The organism is Actinoallomurus rhizosphaericola, from assembly GCF_024055675.1.
GTDB classification, from domain to species: Bacteria; Actinomycetota; Actinomycetes; order Streptosporangiales; family Streptosporangiaceae; genus Actinoallomurus; species Actinoallomurus soli.
The window spans coordinates 164,144-180,780 of record NZ_JAMXMW010000012.1 but is presented as its reverse complement, the minus strand read 5'-3'; the positions used below and the strand labels follow the sequence as shown (position 1 = coordinate 180,780).

Annotated in this window: 16 protein-coding genes; 6 read left to right on the top strand and 10 right to left on the bottom strand. The window is 72.2% G+C overall.

Annotated elements, in window-relative coordinates; all coding sequences use genetic code 11:
* Positions 1 to 43 precede the first annotated feature (43 nt).
* The 3 genes from NE234_RS25930 to NE234_RS25920 form a co-directional block, all read right to left on the bottom strand.
* Positions 44 to 829: a CPBP family intramembrane glutamic endopeptidase gene (locus NE234_RS25930; protein WP_252783244.1), complete on the bottom strand. Its 786-nt coding sequence runs from the start codon at positions 827 to 829 to the stop codon at positions 44 to 46.
* Complete coding sequence (locus NE234_RS25925) at positions 817 to 1,569, bottom strand: enoyl-CoA hydratase-related protein (protein ID WP_252783243.1); 753 nt, start codon at positions 1,567 to 1,569, stop codon at positions 817 to 819. Before NE234_RS25925 ends, NE234_RS25930 begins: the two co-directional genes overlap by 13 nt.
* Positions 1,570 to 1,884: 315 nt before the next feature.
* On the bottom strand, positions 1,885 to 2,655 hold the full coding sequence (locus NE234_RS25920; RefSeq protein WP_252783242.1) for a TetR/AcrR family transcriptional regulator: 771 nt from the start codon (positions 2,653 to 2,655) through the stop codon (positions 1,885 to 1,887).
* Positions 2,656 to 2,742: 87 nt separating this feature from the next.
* Here NE234_RS25920 and NE234_RS25915 point away from each other — a divergent pair, with 87 nt between their 5' ends.
* The gene (locus NE234_RS25915) at positions 2,743 to 3,657 is read left to right on the top strand and encodes an NmrA family NAD(P)-binding protein (protein ID WP_252783241.1); all 915 of its coding nucleotides are present in this window, start codon (positions 2,743 to 2,745) and stop codon (positions 3,655 to 3,657) included.
* A gap of 28 nt (positions 3,658 to 3,685) precedes the next feature.
* Here NE234_RS25915 and NE234_RS25910 read toward each other — a convergent pair whose 3' ends face one another.
* The 3 genes from NE234_RS25910 to NE234_RS25900 all read right to left on the bottom strand — a co-directional run bounded on the left by NE234_RS25910 (position 3,686) and on the right by NE234_RS25900 (position 7,753).
* On the bottom strand, positions 3,686 to 5,611 hold the full coding sequence (locus NE234_RS25910) for an acetyl/propionyl/methylcrotonyl-CoA carboxylase subunit alpha (protein ID WP_252783240.1): 1,926 nt from the start codon (positions 5,609 to 5,611) through the stop codon (positions 3,686 to 3,688).
* A 3-nt stretch (positions 5,612 to 5,614) separates the two neighbouring features.
* Entirely contained in the window at positions 5,615 to 7,213 is a 1,599-nt protein-coding gene (locus NE234_RS25905) for an acyl-CoA carboxylase subunit beta (protein WP_252783239.1), read from the bottom strand.
* An 87-nt stretch (positions 7,214 to 7,300) separates the two neighbouring features.
* Positions 7,301 to 7,753, bottom strand: coding sequence for a MarR family winged helix-turn-helix transcriptional regulator (locus NE234_RS25900; RefSeq protein ID WP_252783238.1), 453 nt, complete (start codon positions 7,751 to 7,753; stop codon positions 7,301 to 7,303).
* Between the two features lie 96 nt (positions 7,754 to 7,849).
* On the opposite strand from NE234_RS25900, the gene NE234_RS25895 reads away from it, so the two are divergent.
* The 3 genes from NE234_RS25895 to NE234_RS45480 are packed head-to-tail and all read left to right on the top strand — an operon-like array spanning position 7,850 to position 9,089.
* Complete coding sequence (locus NE234_RS25895) at positions 7,850 to 8,248, top strand: PPOX class F420-dependent oxidoreductase (protein WP_252783237.1); 399 nt, start codon at positions 7,850 to 7,852, stop codon at positions 8,246 to 8,248.
* A 50-nt stretch (positions 8,249 to 8,298) separates the two neighbouring features.
* A complete protein-coding gene (locus NE234_RS25890) occupies positions 8,299 to 8,532 on the top strand; it encodes an RNA polymerase subunit sigma-70 (protein WP_252783236.1) in 234 nt (77 codons plus the stop codon).
* A gap of 2 nt (positions 8,533 to 8,534) precedes the next feature.
* A complete protein-coding gene (locus NE234_RS45480) occupies positions 8,535 to 9,089 on the top strand; it encodes a Clp protease N-terminal domain-containing protein (protein ID WP_308206930.1) in 555 nt (184 codons plus the stop codon).
* Positions 9,090 to 9,365: 276 nt separating this feature from the next.
* Here NE234_RS45480 and NE234_RS25875 read toward each other — a convergent pair whose 3' ends face one another.
* The gene (locus NE234_RS25875; RefSeq protein WP_252783235.1) at positions 9,366 to 10,892 is read right to left on the bottom strand and encodes an MDR family MFS transporter; all 1,527 of its coding nucleotides are present in this window, start codon (positions 10,890 to 10,892) and stop codon (positions 9,366 to 9,368) included.
* A gap of 330 nt (positions 10,893 to 11,222) precedes the next feature.
* On the opposite strand from NE234_RS25875, the gene NE234_RS25870 reads away from it, so the two are divergent.
* On the top strand, positions 11,223 to 12,248 hold the full coding sequence (locus NE234_RS25870; RefSeq protein ID WP_252783234.1) for a pectate lyase family protein: 1,026 nt from the start codon (positions 11,223 to 11,225) through the stop codon (positions 12,246 to 12,248).
* Between the two features lie 52 nt (positions 12,249 to 12,300).
* On the opposite strand, the gene NE234_RS25865 is transcribed toward NE234_RS25870, so the two are convergent.
* Together NE234_RS25865 and NE234_RS25860 are read right to left on the bottom strand one after the other, a co-directional pair.
* Positions 12,301 to 14,172 (bottom strand): rhamnogalacturonan lyase, encoded by a 1,872-nt coding sequence (locus NE234_RS25865; protein WP_252783233.1) that lies wholly within the window; start codon positions 14,170 to 14,172, stop codon positions 12,301 to 12,303.
* Between the two features lie 167 nt (positions 14,173 to 14,339).
* Positions 14,340 to 15,296 carry an SDR family NAD(P)-dependent oxidoreductase gene (locus NE234_RS25860; protein ID WP_252783232.1) on the bottom strand — a complete coding sequence of 319 codons (957 nt, stop codon included), beginning with the start codon at positions 15,294 to 15,296 and terminating at the stop codon, positions 14,340 to 14,342.
* 56 nt (positions 15,297 to 15,352) lie between these two features.
* Between NE234_RS25860 and NE234_RS25855 the strand changes: the two genes are divergently transcribed.
* A complete protein-coding gene (locus NE234_RS25855; protein WP_252783231.1) occupies positions 15,353 to 15,778 on the top strand; it encodes a MerR family transcriptional regulator in 426 nt (141 codons plus the stop codon).
* Between the two features lie 202 nt (positions 15,779 to 15,980).
* Here NE234_RS25855 and NE234_RS25850 read toward each other — a convergent pair whose 3' ends face one another.
* A complete protein-coding gene (locus NE234_RS25850; RefSeq protein ID WP_252783230.1) occupies positions 15,981 to 16,634 on the bottom strand; it encodes a PhzF family phenazine biosynthesis protein in 654 nt (217 codons plus the stop codon).
* Between the last annotated feature and the right edge of the window lie 3 nt (positions 16,635 to 16,637).

The window sequence follows — 16,637 nt, the reverse complement described above, 5'->3', positions numbered from 1 at the left end:
CTGGACGGTGAAAATCGATGAAAGAGGAAGAAAGGGGTGGCGCTCAGGGCAGCCAGGGGACGTGCCCGTGCAGGAGCGTGTATCCGACGAAGGTCACGGCGTCGATCAGTGTGTGCGCGACGATGAGCGGCGTCGCCCGGCCCCACCGCTGGTACAGCCGCCCGAAGATCAGGCCCATGATCACGTTGCCGGCGAACCCGCCGAACCCCTGGTACAGGTGGTACGACCCGCGCAGCACCGCGCTGAGCGTCAGCGCGCGCCCGGGCGACCACTCCAGCTGGGAGAGCCGGTGCAGCAGGTAGCCGGCGACGATGACCTCTTCGAGGACGCCGTTCTGCGCGGCGGACAGCAGCAGCACCGGGATGCGCCACCACACGTCCGGGAGCCGGGCCGGCACGACGGCGAGGTTGGCACCGGAGTAGTAGGCGGCGAGGTAGAACCCCAGCCCGGCTCCGCCGACGACCGCGGCCAGCGCCGCGCCCCGGAGGGTGTCCCGCAGCGGGTCCCGGCGGTCCACGCCGAGCGTCGCCAGGGACTCCCCGGAGCGGAGCAGCAGGTAGGCGACGAGCGCGACCGGCGTCAGGGCGTTCACGATGCCGAACAGCTGGAACATCAGGTCGATCCAGGGCCTTCCCGGCGCGTAGGACCCGACGATCAGTGCCTGCTGGTGCGACAGCGCCTTCGGCGCGGTGAGCGAGGCGATCAGCTGCAGCAGCGCCTGGACCCCGCTGGCGCCCAGCGAGACGGCGAAGACCACCCAGATCTCGGCGGTGAGCAGCCGCCGGCTCGCCGGTACGGCGCGGACGTCGGCCACGGTCACGGAATCCACCGCGGATCGCGCTTCTCCAGGAACGCCGCGATCCCCTCCCGTGCCTCCTCCGACGCGAACCGCTCCGCGGACAGCTCGGCCATCCGCGCGAAGTCCTCCGCCACGGACGCGCCCGGGACCATGCGCGGCAGCCGCTTGGCGACGGCGAGGGCCTCCGGAGCGCCCCGCAGGAGCATCCCGGTGTAGTGGGCGACGGTCGCGTCCAGCTCCTCCGGCGGCACGGCGCGGTTCAGCAGCCCGATCTCCTGCGCGCGCCGGGCGTCGAAGACCTCCCCCGTCAGGAAGTACTCGGCGGCGGCGCGCGGCTCCATGCGGCGGAGGCAGGTCACCGCGATCATGGCCGGCACCACGCCGAGCCGCACCTCGCTGAACGCGAACGTCGCGGTGTCCGGTCCGACCGCGATGTCGCAGGCGGTGACCAGCCCCAGCCCGCCGGCCCGCGCCGGTCCGTTGAGCCGCGCGACGACGGGTTTCGGGCTCTCCCAGATCAGCGTCAGCAGGCCGGGGACGTCCGGCGGGGCCCCGCCCGCCCGCTGCTCCTTCAGGTCCGCGCCCGCGCAGAACACCGGGCCGGTGCCCGTCAGGACGATGACGCGCACGGAGTCGTCCGCGGTCACCGCGGTGAGCGTCTCGCGCAGCTCGGCGACGAGCCGGCTCGACAGCGCGTTGCGGTTGCGCGGCGAGTCGAGCGTGACGGTCGCGATCCCGGCCTCGGCGGTGAGACGGACGAGCGGTTCCATGGCCCTCCCCGGACGGACCCGGGAGGCGTCCCCTGCCGATGGCCGGGCCACGGCCTCAGGAAGATCCGTCCCGGCCCACAGTGACGGTTTCAGGCGCCGCACGCGTCCGCGTGATCGGCGCGGTCACATCTTACGCAGCCGCCGTCCTCCGGCAGCGGGGCCCGCCGCCCCGCGATCAGGCGGTCATCGCGGCCAGGGTCCGGTGGTGCTTCGGATCCTCGCTCTCGTCGACGAACGCGAAGTGGCCCGCCAGAATCATCCGATGTCCGGAGGGCGACCCGCGCTCCTCGACGCCCGCGCGACCTGGAGCGCCCTCTAGGACTGCGACGGCGGCTGGACTGCGAGGCGGCGCCGGTGGGCGCGCTGGCGGCAGGCCGGGCCGCAGTAGCGGGGCGGCCGTCCGGTGGCACGGACGCGCAGCCGAGCGCCGCATTCGACGCAGTGCCTCTCGGCGGCGGTTCCGTGACGCGGAAGGGAGGATGAGTCACGGAACGCATCGTATTTCGTGACCGCCCCGGGGCGTAGTCCGTCCAGCAGCAGCCGCACCAGCAGGGTGCCCCGCACCGGGTCCCGGTGCGCCGAACGCAGCGCGGCGCCGCCGACGGCCAGCGCGGACAGGTCGTCGGCCCGTACGTCGGCGCGTATCGCACCGGCCTCTTTCGCGTCGCGCAGCAGGCGCTCCAGCGCCTCACGGAACCGCCGGCCCGCAGCGGCCATCACGACGCGCGGCCAGCCCCGGTCGGCGGTGAGCGCGTCGCAGATGTGCTGCCGGCCCGCCGACTTCTCGATCACTTCCAGGAGGAAGCCGAACAGCGCGTCACCGGGCGCGGCGCGGGCGGCCCACCCGTCGGCGGCGGCCACCAGGCCCTCGATGTGCTCGGCGAGCACCGCCTCGATGAGGATCTCCTTGCTCGGGAAGTGCCGGTAGACGGTCCCGGCGCCGACCCCGGCGCGCTGCGCGATCCGGCCGAGTGAGATCTCCAGCCCCTCCTCGGCGAACACGCGCATCGCCGTGCGCAGCACGATCTCTCGGTTGCGGCGGGCGTCGGCGCGCCCGGCGGGTGCCGGCGCCGGTCCTGCTGTCATGTCACGAAATCCTTGTCCACGAGGTTGAAGCGGGTGGAGCATTCCGGATCACTTGAGTATCCCGCACCATCTCCGGAAAGGACACCCATGACCACCGCGAACCCGGCCGACCTCGACTCCCCCATCCTCGTCACCGGCGCCACCGGCAAGCAGGGCGGCGTCACCGCCCGGCGATTGCTCGCCGGAGGGTGGCCGGTGCGGGCCCTGGTCCGCGACCTGACCGCACCCGCCGCCGTCAAGTTGGCCGCCGCGGGCGCCGAACTCGTGCGCGGCGACTTCGACGATCCTGCGAGCCTGCGTCCCGCGTTCGACGGCGCCGTCGCCGTGTTCGGCATCCCGCCCGTGGCCTTCGGGCCGGCCGGACCCGAAACAGACCTCGAAGCGGCCCGCGGTCGGGCGCTGATCGACGCCGCGGCCGCGGCGGGAATCGAGCAGGTCGTGTTCAGCACCGTCGCCTCGGCGTCGGCCGGGTCGTGGGGCTCAAAGGGCAAGGCGCTGATCGAGGAGTACCTGCGCGACCACATCGCGCTGCCCACCGTGCTGCGCCCGGTCCGGTTCATGACCAACTATCTTGCCGCCGGAGCTCGCGGCCTCGACGGCATCTCCCACGGCGTGCACCGGCACCTCTTCTCACCGCACAAGCCCATGCAGGTCATCGCGCTGGAGGACATCGCCGAGTTCGCCGCGCTCGCGTTCGCGGACCCGGCCCGGTTCGCCGGACGGACCCTGGAACTGGCCGGCGACGAACCGACGCCGGTCGAGGCCGCCGCCGCGATCGCCGAGGCCACCGGCATCCCGGTCCGGTACGAGCAGCTCACCGACGACGAGGCCGCCGCGCTCGGCCCGGGAATCGCCGGAATCAAGAAGCAATGGGAGGCGGGTCACCGCTGGCACGCCGACATCGAGGCGCTGCGCGTCATCCACCCCGGCCTGCGCACCCTCTCCGACTGGCTCGCCGAGTCCGGCGCCACCGCCCTCCGCGACCGTCTCACCGCCTCATGACACCGAAGCGGCGCCGTCGCGGTACTGACTAGCCCTCCGTGACCACGGCGAGGACGGCGCCGGTCTCGACCTGGCGGCCGGCCTCGGCGTGCAGGGCCGTGACGACCCCGGTGGCCGGGGCGAGGATCTGGTGCTCCATCTTCATCGCCTCGAGCCACAGCACCGGCTGCCCGCGTTCGACGGTGTCGCCCTCGCGCACCGCGACCCGGACGACCGAGCCGGGCATCGGGGCGAGGAGCGTGCCCGGGGCGATCTGTTCGGCGGGGTCGGGCAGCCGCTCGACGGGCGTGAGGGTCACGGGCCCGAGGACGGACTCGACGTGCACGCGCCGGTCGTACCAGGCCACGGCGAACCGGAGCCGTACGCCGCCGCGGTCGAGGACCACCGCGTCCGGCTCCGCGGAGACCAGCGCGACGTCGGGGTGGCCGTCGGCGGCCAGGCCGTCGCGGGTGAGACGGTAGGCGACCTCCGCCTCCTCGAAGACGGCGCGCTGCGGCTGGGACACGACGTTGCGCCAGCCGCTGGGCAGGCCGCGCAGGACGGGCGCAGACCGGCGGTTCGCGACGGCGCGGGCGAGGGCGGCGGCGAGCGCCGACAGGCGTACGGCCTTCTCGCCGGCGAGCGGCGCGGTCGTCGGGTGGCGGTCGAGGAAGCCGGTGTCCGTGTCGCCCGCGCGGAAGGCGTCGTGACGCAGGGTGGTGACGAGCTGGTCGCGGTTGGTGACGAGCCCGTGGATGCGGGCTTCGGCCAGGGCGGTGGCCAGGCGGCGGACCGCGGCGGCACGGGTGGGGCCGTAGGCGATGACCTTGGCGAGCATCGGGTCGTAGTGCGTCGAGACGACGCTGCCGGAGACGACGCCGGCGTCCAGCCGCAGCCCGTGCCCCGGCGGGACGGCGAACTCCGCGTCCACGCCCGGGATCTCGAAGGCGTGCAGCGGGCCGCTGTACGGGCGGTAGTCCTCGGCGGGATCCTCGGCGTACAGCCGCGCCTCGATGGCGTGGCCGCGCGGCCGGGGCGGGTCGCCGAGCGCGGCGCCCTCGGCGACCTCGAGCTGCAGCGCGACCAGGTCCACGCCGTACACGCACTCGGTGACCGGGTGCTCGACCTGCAGCCGGGTGTTGACCTCGAGGAAGAAGAACTCCCCGCCGGGGGTGAGCATGAACTCCACGGTGCCCGCGCCGGTGTAGCCGATCGCGCGGGCGGCCGCGGCCGCCGCCTCCGACAGGCGCTCGCGCAGCGCCGCGTCCACCGCCGGGGACGGGGCCTCCTCGATGACCTTCTGGTGCCGCCGCTGGATGGAGCACTCCCGCTCCCCCAGCGTCCACACCGTGCCGTGGGAGTCCGCGAGCACCTGCACCTCGATGTGCCGGGCGCCGGTCAGCAGCGGCTCGCAGAACACCGTCGGGTCGCCGAACGCCGACGCCGCCTCCCGCCGGGCCGCCTCGACGGCACCGGGCAGGTCCCCGGCGGCGCGGACGATCCGCATGCCCCGGCCGCCGCCGCCCGCCGACGCCTTGACCAGCACGGGGAACTCGCTCACCGTCGCGGGGTCGAGCTCGGGGAGGACGGGCACCCCCGCCTCCCCCATGAGCCGCTTGGCCTCGATCTTCGAGCCCATCGCGGCGATCGCCGCCGGGGGCGGCCCGACCCAGGTCAGCCCGGCGGCGATGACGGCCTCGGCGAAGGCGGCGTTCTCCGACAGGAAGCCGTAGCCGGGGTGGACCGCGTCCGCCCCGGCGGCCCTGGCCGCCGCGACGATCGCCTCCCCGTCGAGGTACGTCTCGGCGGGGGCCGCGCCCGGCAGGCGTACGGCCAGGTCGGCCTCGCCGACGTGCGGCAGGGACGCGTCGGGGTCGGAGAAGACGGCGACCGTGGTGATGCCGAGATCGCGGCAGGTGCGGAAGACCCGGCGGGCGATCTCGCCACGGTTCGCGACGAGCAGTCGAGAGATCATCGCCTACATCCTGAACACGCCGAAGCCCTCCGGGCGCTCGGCGACGGGGGCACTGTTGATCGCGGACAGGCAGAGGCCGAGGACGGTACGGGTGTCGCGCGGGTCGATGACGCCGTCGTCGTACAGCCGCCCGGACAGGAAGAACGGCAGCGACTCGGCCTCGATCTGCTGCTCGACCATCGCCCGCATCCGGGCGTCCGCCTCCTCGTCGTAGACCTGGCCGCGGGCCTGGGCGGCCTGGCGTCCGACGATGGACAGCACGCCGGCGAGCTGGGCCGGGCCCATCACCGCCGACTTGGCGCTCGGCCAGGTGAACAGGAAGCGCGGGTCGTACGCCCGGCCGCACATGCCGTAGTTGCCCGCGCCGTACGACGCGCCCATCACCACGGTCAGGTGCGGGACCCGGCTGTTGGACACCGCATTGATCATCATCGCGCCGTGCTTGATGATGCCGCCCTGCTCGTACTCAGCGCCGACCATGTAGCCGGTGGTGTTCTGCAGGAACAGCAGCGGCGTGCCGCTCTGGTTCGCCAGCTGGATGAACTGCGCGGCCTTCTGCGCCTCCTCGCTGAACAGCACGCCGCGCGCGTTGGCGAGGATGCCGATCGGGTAGCCGTGCAACGTCGCCCATCCGGTGACGAGGCTGGCGCCGTACAGCGGCTTGAACTCGTCGAAGTCCGAGCCGTCGACGATCCGGGCGATCACCTCCCGCGGATCGAAGGGGATCTTCAGGTCCTCGGGGACGATGCCGAGCAGCTCGTCCTCGTCGTACGCGGGCGGGCGCGCGGGAAGCGGCTCGCGGCCCTGCTTGCGCCAGTTCAGCCGGGCGACGATGCGGCGGCCGATGCGCAGCGCGTCGTACTCGTCGGCGGCCATGTAGTCGGCCAGGCCGCTGGTGCGGGCGTGCATCTCGGCGCCGCCGAGGCTCTCGTCGTCGGACTCCTCACCGGTGGCCATCTTGACCAGGGGCGGTCCGCCGAGGAAGACCTTGGCGCGGTCCTTCACCATGACCACGTAGTCGCTCATGCCGGGCAGGTACGCGCCGCCGGCGGTGGAGTTGCCGAAGACCAGCGCGATCGTCGGGATGCCGGCGGCGGACAGCCGGGTCAGGTCGCGGAACGTACGGCCGCCCGGGATGAAGATCTCCTTCTGCGTCGGCAGGTCCGCGCCGCCGGACTCCACCAGGTTGATCACCGGCAGGCGGTTCCGCAGCGCGATCTCGGCGGCGCGGAACGACTTGCGCATCGTCCACGGGTTGCTGGAGCCGCCCCGTACGGTCGGGTCGCTGGCGGAGATCAGGCATTCGACGCCCTCGACCACGCCGATGCCGGTGACCACGCTGGCCCCGACGGTGAAGTCCGTGCCCCAGGCGGCCAGCGGCGACAGCTCGAGGAACGGTGAGTCCGGGTCGAGGAGCAGCTCGATCCGCTCGCGGGCCAGCAGCTTGCCGCGCTTGCGGTGACGCTCGACGTACTTGGGCCCGCCGCCCGCGACCGCCTTGGCGTGCTCGGCGTCCAGCTCCGCCAGTCTGGCCAGCATCGCCGCCCGCCGGGCGGCATAGTCCGGCCCGGCGGTGTCCAGCGCGCTGGTGAGAACCGTCATCCCGTCCCTCCGTCACCGTGAGCCGTGCGTCGAGTATGTCCAACCGCGGTGGCGCGACGGAAGATCACCGGCCGCGTGAGTCGAATCTCATTCGGTCGCCTGCTCCGCCGCCTGCGCCCGAACGGCCTTGCCGACCCGGGCCAACAGGGCGCGAAGGGCGTCCCGCTCCTCCGGAGTGAACTCCTCGAAGATGCGACGCTCGATCGCGGACGCCCGCGCGTCGGCCTTCTCGAGCGCGGCACGGCCCTGGTCGGTGAGGCGGGTCTCCAGCACGTTGCGATGCCAGGGATGCGGGGTGCGCTCGACCAGCCCCCGCTCCTCGAGGTTCTTCAGCACGCCCGTCATCGCCTGGGGGGTGACCATGCAGGCGCGGGCGAGGGCGGCGCCCGAGATCCCGGGAGCGTCGGCGAGGCCGTAGAGCGCGGCGTACTGCGGCACGGTCAGCCCGGCGACCTTCACGGCGGCGTGCTTGGCCGCCATGAGCTCCTGTTCGACCCGCTTGAGGTCCATTCCAAGGCGTTCGTCCAGCGGCATGCCCATGACCGGATCATACAGTCCCGTGCATCGATACTGACCTTGACAATTATCAAGGTCTTGATAAGTTGCGGTCTCACCGAACCTGAATGGAGATCAACGTTGACCCCACAGAGCCTCATCCCCGAGAGCCACCGCGACCTGCTGGAACGCCCGCTGTTCGGGCACCTGGCCACGGTCGGGCCCGGCGGCCGGCCGCAGGTGACGCCCGTCTGGTTGCTCTGGGACGGCGAGCACCTCCGCTTCACCACGACGACCGACCGCCAGAAGTGCCGCAACGTCCGCCGCGACCCGTCCGTCGCGATCTCCGTCAACGACCCCGACCGGCCGTACCGCTACCTGGAGGTGCGCGGGTCGATCGAGGGCGTCGAACCCGACCCCGGGGGCGCGTTCTTCGACGTCCTCGCCCGCCGCTACGGGCTCGCCTACGACCCGCCGGTCGGGGACGCGGACCGGCGGGTCGTCCTGGTGATGCGCCCGACGCACACGACCTGCCAGTAACGCGTCAACCAAGGTTGACATCCGCTCCCCTGTCAACCTATGTTGACGCCATGAACGACGGAGTCCAGCTCGCCCAGGCGGCGGGCAGCCGCGACCCGGCGATCGGGTTGCGGGCGGTGCGCGCGCTGCGCGAACTCGCCGAGCGCCTCGAGGGGCTGCAGGTCGAGAACGCGCGGGACCAGGGATGGTCCTGGCAGGAGATCGCCGTCTGCCTCGGCGTCAGCCGGCAGGCGGTCCACAAGAAGTACGGCGGCGGCCGGCGGATCCTCGGGAAGGAGCGGTAAGGATGTTCGAACGGTTCGCCGACGACGCTCGGCAGGCGGTGCGGCTGGCCCAGGAGGAGGCGCGGCGGATGCGCCATCCGTTCATCGGCACCGAGCACCTGCTGCTCGCCCTCCTGGACGAGGGGCACGGGCCGGCGGCCGAGGCGCTGCTCGCCCAGGGCGTCACGGGATCAGGCCTCAGCCGGCGGATCGGCCTGCTGACCGAGTCGCCGGACGACGCCCTCGACTCGGAGGCGCTGGCCACGATCGGGATCGACCTGGACCAGGTGCGCCAGGCGACCGAGGCCAGCTTCGGCCCCGGCGCGCTCGCCCCGAAGGGGCGCCGGCAGGTGCCGAAGGGCCACATCCCCTTCAGCAAGAGGGCCAAGAAGGTCCTCGAGCTCGCCCTGCGGGAGTCCCTGTCCCTCGGCCACAACTACATCGGCGGCGGGCACCTCCTGCTCGGCGTGCTCCGCGAGGGCCAGGGTCTGGCGGCCCGCGTCCTCACCGACGACGGCGTCGACCTCGCCGTCCTGCGCGCCGACGTGATCCGGCGCATCCCGCCGAAGGCGGCCTGACGACGAGCTGCCGGCGCCCGGGCGGCTCACCGCCGACAGGCGTTCAGCCGCCCGGAGAGGCCGGCGCGCCGGAAGGCCGCGCCCCCGCCCGGGTCGCGCGGGCGCGGCGATGACGGTCGAGCACGCGCTCGCGTGAACGATCGGAGGCCCGCACCGCGCTGGTCAGATCGCGGAAGGCTCCGACCCTCGCGCAATGAGCGACGGCGGTGGCTCCGCGGGAGAGCCCGGCGAGCCTCGGCCGGAGCGGCCGTCCGCTCGCGGTGTGCTCCCGGCCGATCAGGCCAGATCGAGGGGCTCGGTCCGGCGCGGCATCAGCGCGACGGCCGCCACTCCGAGAACGGCCAGCGCGGCGAGTGTGAGGAAGACGTTGTGGCTCGCGTGGTTCAGCGCGTTCCGGACGAACGCCGCGACCGCCGGGTCCTTGCCGCTCTTGCCCGCCGAGACCACGCTGGTGGCGTCGACGCTGTGGCCGAGCCGGCCGGCCAGCGCGGCCGGCGGGTGGGCGAAGCGGTGCGCGAGCGTGCCGTTGGCGATCGCGCCGAACACCGCGGCGCCGACGGCGCTGCCGAGCGACCGGCCGAACATGTTGTTCCCGGTGACGACGCCGCGGTGCTCCCACCCCACGACCGACTGCACGGCGACCAGCGTCGGGCTCGCCGTGAACCCCAGGCCGACGCCGATCACGAAACACGCGGCGGCGACCTCCCAGACCTTCGTGGAGACGCCGAGCGGAAGGCACAGCAGCGTCCCGATCACCGCGACGGCGCCGCCGATCAGCGCGGTGTCGCGGAACCCGATGCGCAGGTAGATCCGCCCGGCCTGGGAGGCGGCGATCGGCCAGCCGACCGTGAGCGCCGCGAGCGCGAAGCCCGCCACCAGGGCGCTGGTGCCCAGCACGCCCTCGGCGTACGTCGGCACGTACGAGCTGAGCCCGATCGTCACCGCGCCGACCACCACGGACGCCAGCGTCGCGCCGACCAGGACACGGTGACCGAAGACCCAGAGCGGCAGGATCGGCTCGGGCACGCGCCGCTCGACCAGGCAGAAGGCGACCAGTGCGGCCACGCCGACCGCGAAGATCAGGACGCTCGGCGCCGAGGCCCAGCCCCAGGAGACCCCGCCTTCCAGGAGGCCGAGGATGACCAGCGAGCAGCCGATGGTCAGCAGGACCGCGCCGGCGTAGTCGAGGCGGTGCGAGCGTCGTTCGACCGACTCGGTGAAGCGCTTGGCGAGCATGAACGCGGCGAAGGCGCCCAGCGGCAGGTTGATGAAGAAGATCCACCGCCAGGACAGGTAGTCGGAGAACACGCCGCCGAGGGTCGGCCCGACGACGGCCGACATCCCCCAGACGCTGGCGAGGTAGCCCTGCACGCGGGCGCGTTCCTCGACGGTGTACATGTCGCCGACCATGGTCATGCTCATCGGCTGGACGGCGCCCGCGCCGATCCCCTGCACGGCGCGGAAGATGATGAGGCTGAGCATGCTCCAGGCGGCCCCGCACAGCACCGAGCCGAGCAGGAACGCCCCGATGCCGAAGAACATGATCGGCTTTCGGCCGAAGACGTCGGACAGCTTGCCGTACAGCGGCACGCTGACCGCCTGGGTGAGCAGGTAGATCGAGAACAGCCACGGGAACTGCGTGAAGCCGCCGAGGTCGTGGACGATGGACGGCACCGCCGTGGCGATGATCGTGCTGTCCAGGGCGACGAGCCCGGTGCTGAGCATGAGCGCGGCCAGCACCGGTCCCCGTTCCGATCGCAGGCCGACCCCCTGGACCGTCCCGCGGGGATTCGTCGTCGTCACTCCATGTCCCTTCGCCCGGCAGCGCGAAACCGGTCACCCCGGAGGGGACGACCGGCCCTTAGCCGCCCTAACCATCCCAGACAACGAACCATTCCGCCGAAGCGGGATGGTCACCGAAATGAAACTTTCACGCCGTTTGTCAGAGGCAAGTCAAGAAGGCGTCACGGGTTCGCGCTGGTGGAGCGGTGACGGGCGGAACGGGGGCGCGCCCACCGGCGGGCGGGCCGCCATGGCGCGTTGACGGCCCTTGACGGCGGCGGGACTCTGCCGAGAGGAAAACCTTTTCCGCCCCGCTCCCACCGCACCACCCACCCCTGGAGGAGGTTCCCCATGGGGAACGACACGCACCCCACCACCCGGACCCGGCGGCTCCCCCTGCGCCCCCTGAGCGCGGTCGCGATCCTCGGCCTCGCCCTCGGGGCCGGCGCGCTGACCGGCACCGGCGCGACCGCCAAGACCGTCAGGACGGCCGCGGCCCCGGTGGCCGCCGCGTACGAGTCCAGCCCGGTCGGCTTCGCGAGCATGAACGGCGGGACGACCGGCGGCGCGGGCGGCACGACCGTCACCGTGACGACCGCGTCGCAACTGACCGACTACGCCTCGCGCAGCGGCTCGTACATCATCAAGGTCAACGCCTCGATCTCCCTGTCGTCGATGACGAAGGTGACGTCCAACAAGACGATCATCGGCGTCGGAACCGCCGGGAAGATCACCGGCTACGGGCTCAACGTCGCCAACGCGAAGAACGTGATCATCCGGAACCTCACGTTCACCGGCTCCGGCGACGACGCCATCAACGTGCAGTACTCCACGAACGTGTGGATCGACCACAACGACCTGTCCAACGCCTACGACGGGCTCGTCGACATCAAGCGCGCGTCCGACTACGCGACCGTGTCGTGGAACCACTTCCACAACCACGACAAGACCGCGCTGCTCGGCCACTCCGACGACAACGGGTCCGAGGACATCGGCCACCTGCGCGTGACGTACGTGCACAACTGGTTCGACAAGACGACCCAGCGGCACCCGCGCGTCCGGTTCGGCAACCCGGTGCACGTCTTCAACAACTACTACGGCGCCGTCACCAGCTACGGTGTCGCCTCCACCTGCAACGCGGGCGTCTTCGTCGAGAACAACTACTTCGAGAACGTCAAGAGCCCGGCGGTCACCCAGACCGGCGACTCGCCGGACGGGAACCTGAAGGCGAGCGGCAACTACCTCACCGGCTCCGGCAGCATCGCCACCCGCAACTCCTCCAGCGTCGCGAGCATCCCCTACTCCTACTCGGCCGAGTCCGGCTCGTCGGTGAAGTCCACCGTCACCGCCGGCGCGGGCGTCGGCAAGGTCTCCTGACCCCGGCAGAACGGCCGCGGCGGGACCACCCGCCACGGCCGTTCGCGGTGTGTCAGGGGGTGTAGACGTTCGGCCGGGCGGGCTCGGCCATGCCGTTCCCGATGAAGAAGCTCGGGTGCGGCGGCTGGTTGTACGCGGTGTTCTGCCAGGCGATGGCGGTCCGGTACTGCGTGTCGTGCATCAGCGTGACGATCCGCCGGTCGGTGACGGCCGTCGTCGTGTAGATCCGCAGCGCGGTGCTGTCCGACGTCCGCCAGATCACCTCCTCACGCCAGTCGCCGAGGATGTCGCCGGACAGCGCCGGCGTGGACTTCGTGCCGTTGTTCGAGGCGACCCCGGAGCCGGTCAGCAGGCGCGTGTCGGAGCTGGTGCCGTACTTGTCGATGTGGGTGCCGTCGAGCAGTTCCCGTACGGGGTCGGCGTCCCACCAGATCACGAAGTTCGTCGAGGACGGCTTGCGGCCGACCACGTTGCCGTGGGTGTCGCGCAGGCCGTCGGCCGCCGCCGACCAGGACTCCGCCCCCGGGCTGCCCGCCCAGACGTCGTCGGAGACGCCGCGGCCGTTGTCGCCGTTCGGGGAGGTCTGCCAGATGACCTGGCCGGTACGGGCGTCGGCGAACCAGGAGCTCGGCTTGGACGAGTCCTCGTCGACCTTGAACTCCTCCAGCCCCGGGCGGCTCGGGTCCAGGTCGCCGACGTGCATCGCGTCACCGTGGCCGTTCTTCGTGGTCCAGAGCCCGGCGCCGTTGTCGTCGACGCACATCGCGCCGTAGACGATCTCGTCCTTGCCGTCGCCGTCCACGTCGGCCACCGCCAGGTTGTGGTTGCCCTGGCCGTCGTAGCCCTTGCCGGAGTTGGTGGAGCTGTTGGTGTCGAAGGTCCAGCGGCGGGTGAAGGCGCCGTTCCGCCAGTCCCACGCGCTGATCACCGTACGGGTGTAGTAGCCGCGGGCCTCGATCAGGCTCGGCCGCTGCCCGTCGACGTACGCCGTGGCGGCCAGGAACCGGTCGACCCGGTTGCCGTAGCCGTCGCCCCAGCTCGACACGGTGCCGCGCGCCGGGACGTAGTCGACCGTCTGCATCGCGGCGCCGGTCTGTCCGTTGAACATCGTGAGGTACTCCGGGCCGGACAGGACGTACCCGCTGGAGTTCCGGTAGTCGGCGGAGGAGTTGCCGATGACCTTGCCGGTGCCGTCCTTCGTGCCGTCGGCGGTCTTCATGGCGACCTCGGCCTTGCCGTCGCCGTCGTAGTCGTACACCTGGAACTGCGTGTAGTGCGCGCCGGCCCGGATGTTGCGGCCGAGGTCGATCCGCCACAGCCGGGTGCCGTTCAGCCGGTACGCGTCGACGTACACGTCACCGGTGTAGCCGGACTGCGAGTTGTCCTTGGAGTTGGAGGGATCCCACTTCAAGACGATCTCGTACTGTCCGTCCCCGTCGAGGTCGCCGACGCTCGCGTCGTTGGCGCTGTAGGTGTACGAGACGCCGTCCGGCGTCGTCCCGCCGGGCGGCGGGCTGATCGGAACGTCCAGGTAGCCGCCGCTGCCGAACTGCAGCGACGCCTCCGACGCCGCCTGCTCGGCGCCGTCCACGACCGGCCGCACCGTGTACGAGGCCCCCGACGCCGCGCCGCCGTCGTAGTAGTTCGTCGAGTTCGTGATCGGGCTGGAGTTCACCTTCGCCGAGCCGCGGTAGAGGTTGAAGGCCACGCCGGCCGGGTCGGTGCCGAGCAGCCGCCAGCTGACGAAGTTCCCGCTGCCGGACCGCACGCTGACCACGCCGCGGTTGAGCTTCTCGACCTGGCGGGCGGTCGCCGCGACCGCGTCGTGCCGGGGCAGTTGCGCACCTCCGGCGATCACCGTTCCGGCGGCGACGGCGAGCGCGACCGCTCCGCCACGCCTCCGCCTGCTTCGTGAACGTCCCATCGGCGTCCTCCTTCATCCGCTCGGAAAGCGCTTTCCCGAGGAGTCGACGAAGGCTAGACCGGCCACCGGACCGGGCCAAGGCGCTTTCACCGCCCTTTCAGCCGTGACCGCGGCCATGACGCGGCCGCCCCCGGCCGGGCGGGTGCCCGACCGGGGCGGCTCCGCCGTCAGGAGAACGCGTCGACTCCGGTCAGCTCGCTCGACAGCACCCAGAGCCGCGCGGCCTCGTCCGGGTCCACCGCCCAGGGTTTGACCCCGCCGATCAGCATGTCGTCCGTGGTGGCCGGCTCGGCGATGTCACAGTCCTGGCAGTACGCCCCGCCGTGGGCGTCGAGCAGCGGCGACGTGGCCGCCCACACGGCCGTCGCCGCTCCCTGCTCAGGAGTCTTGAAGCCCTCCGCGGGCCGGCCCTCCGGGTCGATCCACCCCTGGGCGATCTGTTCCTCGCGGGGAACGTGCCGCTGGAGCGGAGTGAGGATGCTGCCCGGATGGACCGCGAACGCCCGCAGGCCGTCATCCGCCCCGAGTTCGTTCAGGTGCGCGGCGAACAGAGCGTTCGCGGTCTTCGACTGCGCGTACGCGAGCCAACGGTCGTAGCCCTCGCGGAAGTGGACGTCATGCCAGCGGACGCCGGACAGGAAGTGTCCCGAGGAGGCCACCGAGACCACCCGGGCCCGGCCGGGGGCCAGCGCCGGGCGGATCCGGTTGACCAGGGCGAAGTGGCCGAGATGGTTGGTCGCGAAGTGCGCCTCCCAGCCGGGCCCGACGCGGGTCTCCGGGCAGGCCATGATCCCGGCGTTGGCGATGACGAGGTCGAGCGTACGGCCCGTCTCCAGGATCCGCTCGGCGAACATCCGCACGCTCTCCAGGTCGGCGAGATCGAGTTCACGGACCTCCGTGCGCGGGAGGTCGCGCAGGGCCGTCTCCGCCGCGGCCCGCCGGCGGGCGGGGACGATGACGTGCGCGCCCGCCCCGCTGAGGGCACGCGTGATCTCCAGCCCCAGGCCGGAGTACCCGCCCGTCACCAGGGCCGTCCGGCCCGACAGGTCCATTCCGGCCAGGACGTCGCCCGCCGTGCTGCGGGCGCCGAAACCACTGCCGATCCTCTGCTGCTTCGCTGTCATGGCCCAGGACGCTAAAACCTAGAGTTCTCTCTAGGTCAAGCTGTACGCTCGGCGCCGTGACGAGGCACACGGAAGGGCTGTCCATCGGACAGGTCGCGGAGAAGACGGGGCTGAGCGTGCACGCCCTCCGGTTCTTCGAGCGCGAAGGGCTGTTCCTGCACCCGATCCGCCGGTCGGCGGGCGGTCAACGGGTCTACGACCCCGCCGACGTCTCGTGGCTGTTGCTCTGCAACCGGTTCCGCGAGTCCGGCATGCCCATCGCCACGATGAAGAGGTTCGCGGAGCTCGTACGGGCCGGTTCCGGCAACGAGCCGGAGCGGCTCGCCCTGCTCGAAGAGCACGAACGGACGGTCCAGGCCAAGATCGCCGACCTGACCGCGAGCCTGGCGATCATCCACGACAAGGTCATGACGTACCGCAGGCACGTCGAGGAGGGCACCGCCGCCGGCGTGTGGTCCCCCAAGCCCTCCCCCGGCCGATGACCCGCTCAATGGCCGCCCCCGGCAGGAAGTGAGTGCGTCGCGCCCGTCCGGACCCATGCGATGACCACGAACATGCACCGGATCTGATCAGCCACTGTGACGTCGATGCTGCCGCGACAAACCGGGCGAACCGGTCGCCGGCCGTCACCATCAGCGGCAATCCGACCACGACGGCGGCACCCACACCGAGGACGCATAAGGCCTACGCCACGGTCCCTGCCGGGCGAACGCGGCCGCCGACCTCGATCAGCCCGCCCGGCCCCGGAGCGGTCACGATCTGCGAGCCGCGGCCCTGGGTGATCGTCAGGGCGCGGCCGAGGCGGGCCGTCAGCAGCAGCGCCGCCGCGCCGGTCGCCTCGTCCTCGTCGATCCCGTCGTCGCGCCCGGGGAAGGCACGCGCCCGTACGCGGCCGGCCGCCTCGTCCTGCCACGCCCACGCGTAGATCCACTCCCCCGGCGGCGGCACCGGCAACGCGTCGACCTCCGCCGCCGAACCGTACTGCCGCAGCGTGCGCGGCGGCGCCCACTCCGCCCGCGCCTCGATCCACGTCCACTCCCCCGCGCGCCGGGCGCGGACCCGCCCCGCCGGGGTGATCAGCGCGGGCACGCCGAGCAGCCAGGCCGTGCCCACACAGGGGTGTCCGGCGAACGGCAGCCGCAGCGTCGGCGTGTAGATGTCGATGACCCCGCGCTCGGCGTCGTCCACGAAGACGGTCTCGCTGAACCCGAGCCGCCGCGCGAACGCCTGCCGCTCCCCCTCCGTAGGCACGGCGGCCCCGTCCCGTACGACCCCCAGCGCGTTGCCGTCGTTCCCGTCCGGCCCGCAGAAGACCCGCAGCACGTCGTATTCGGTCACCCG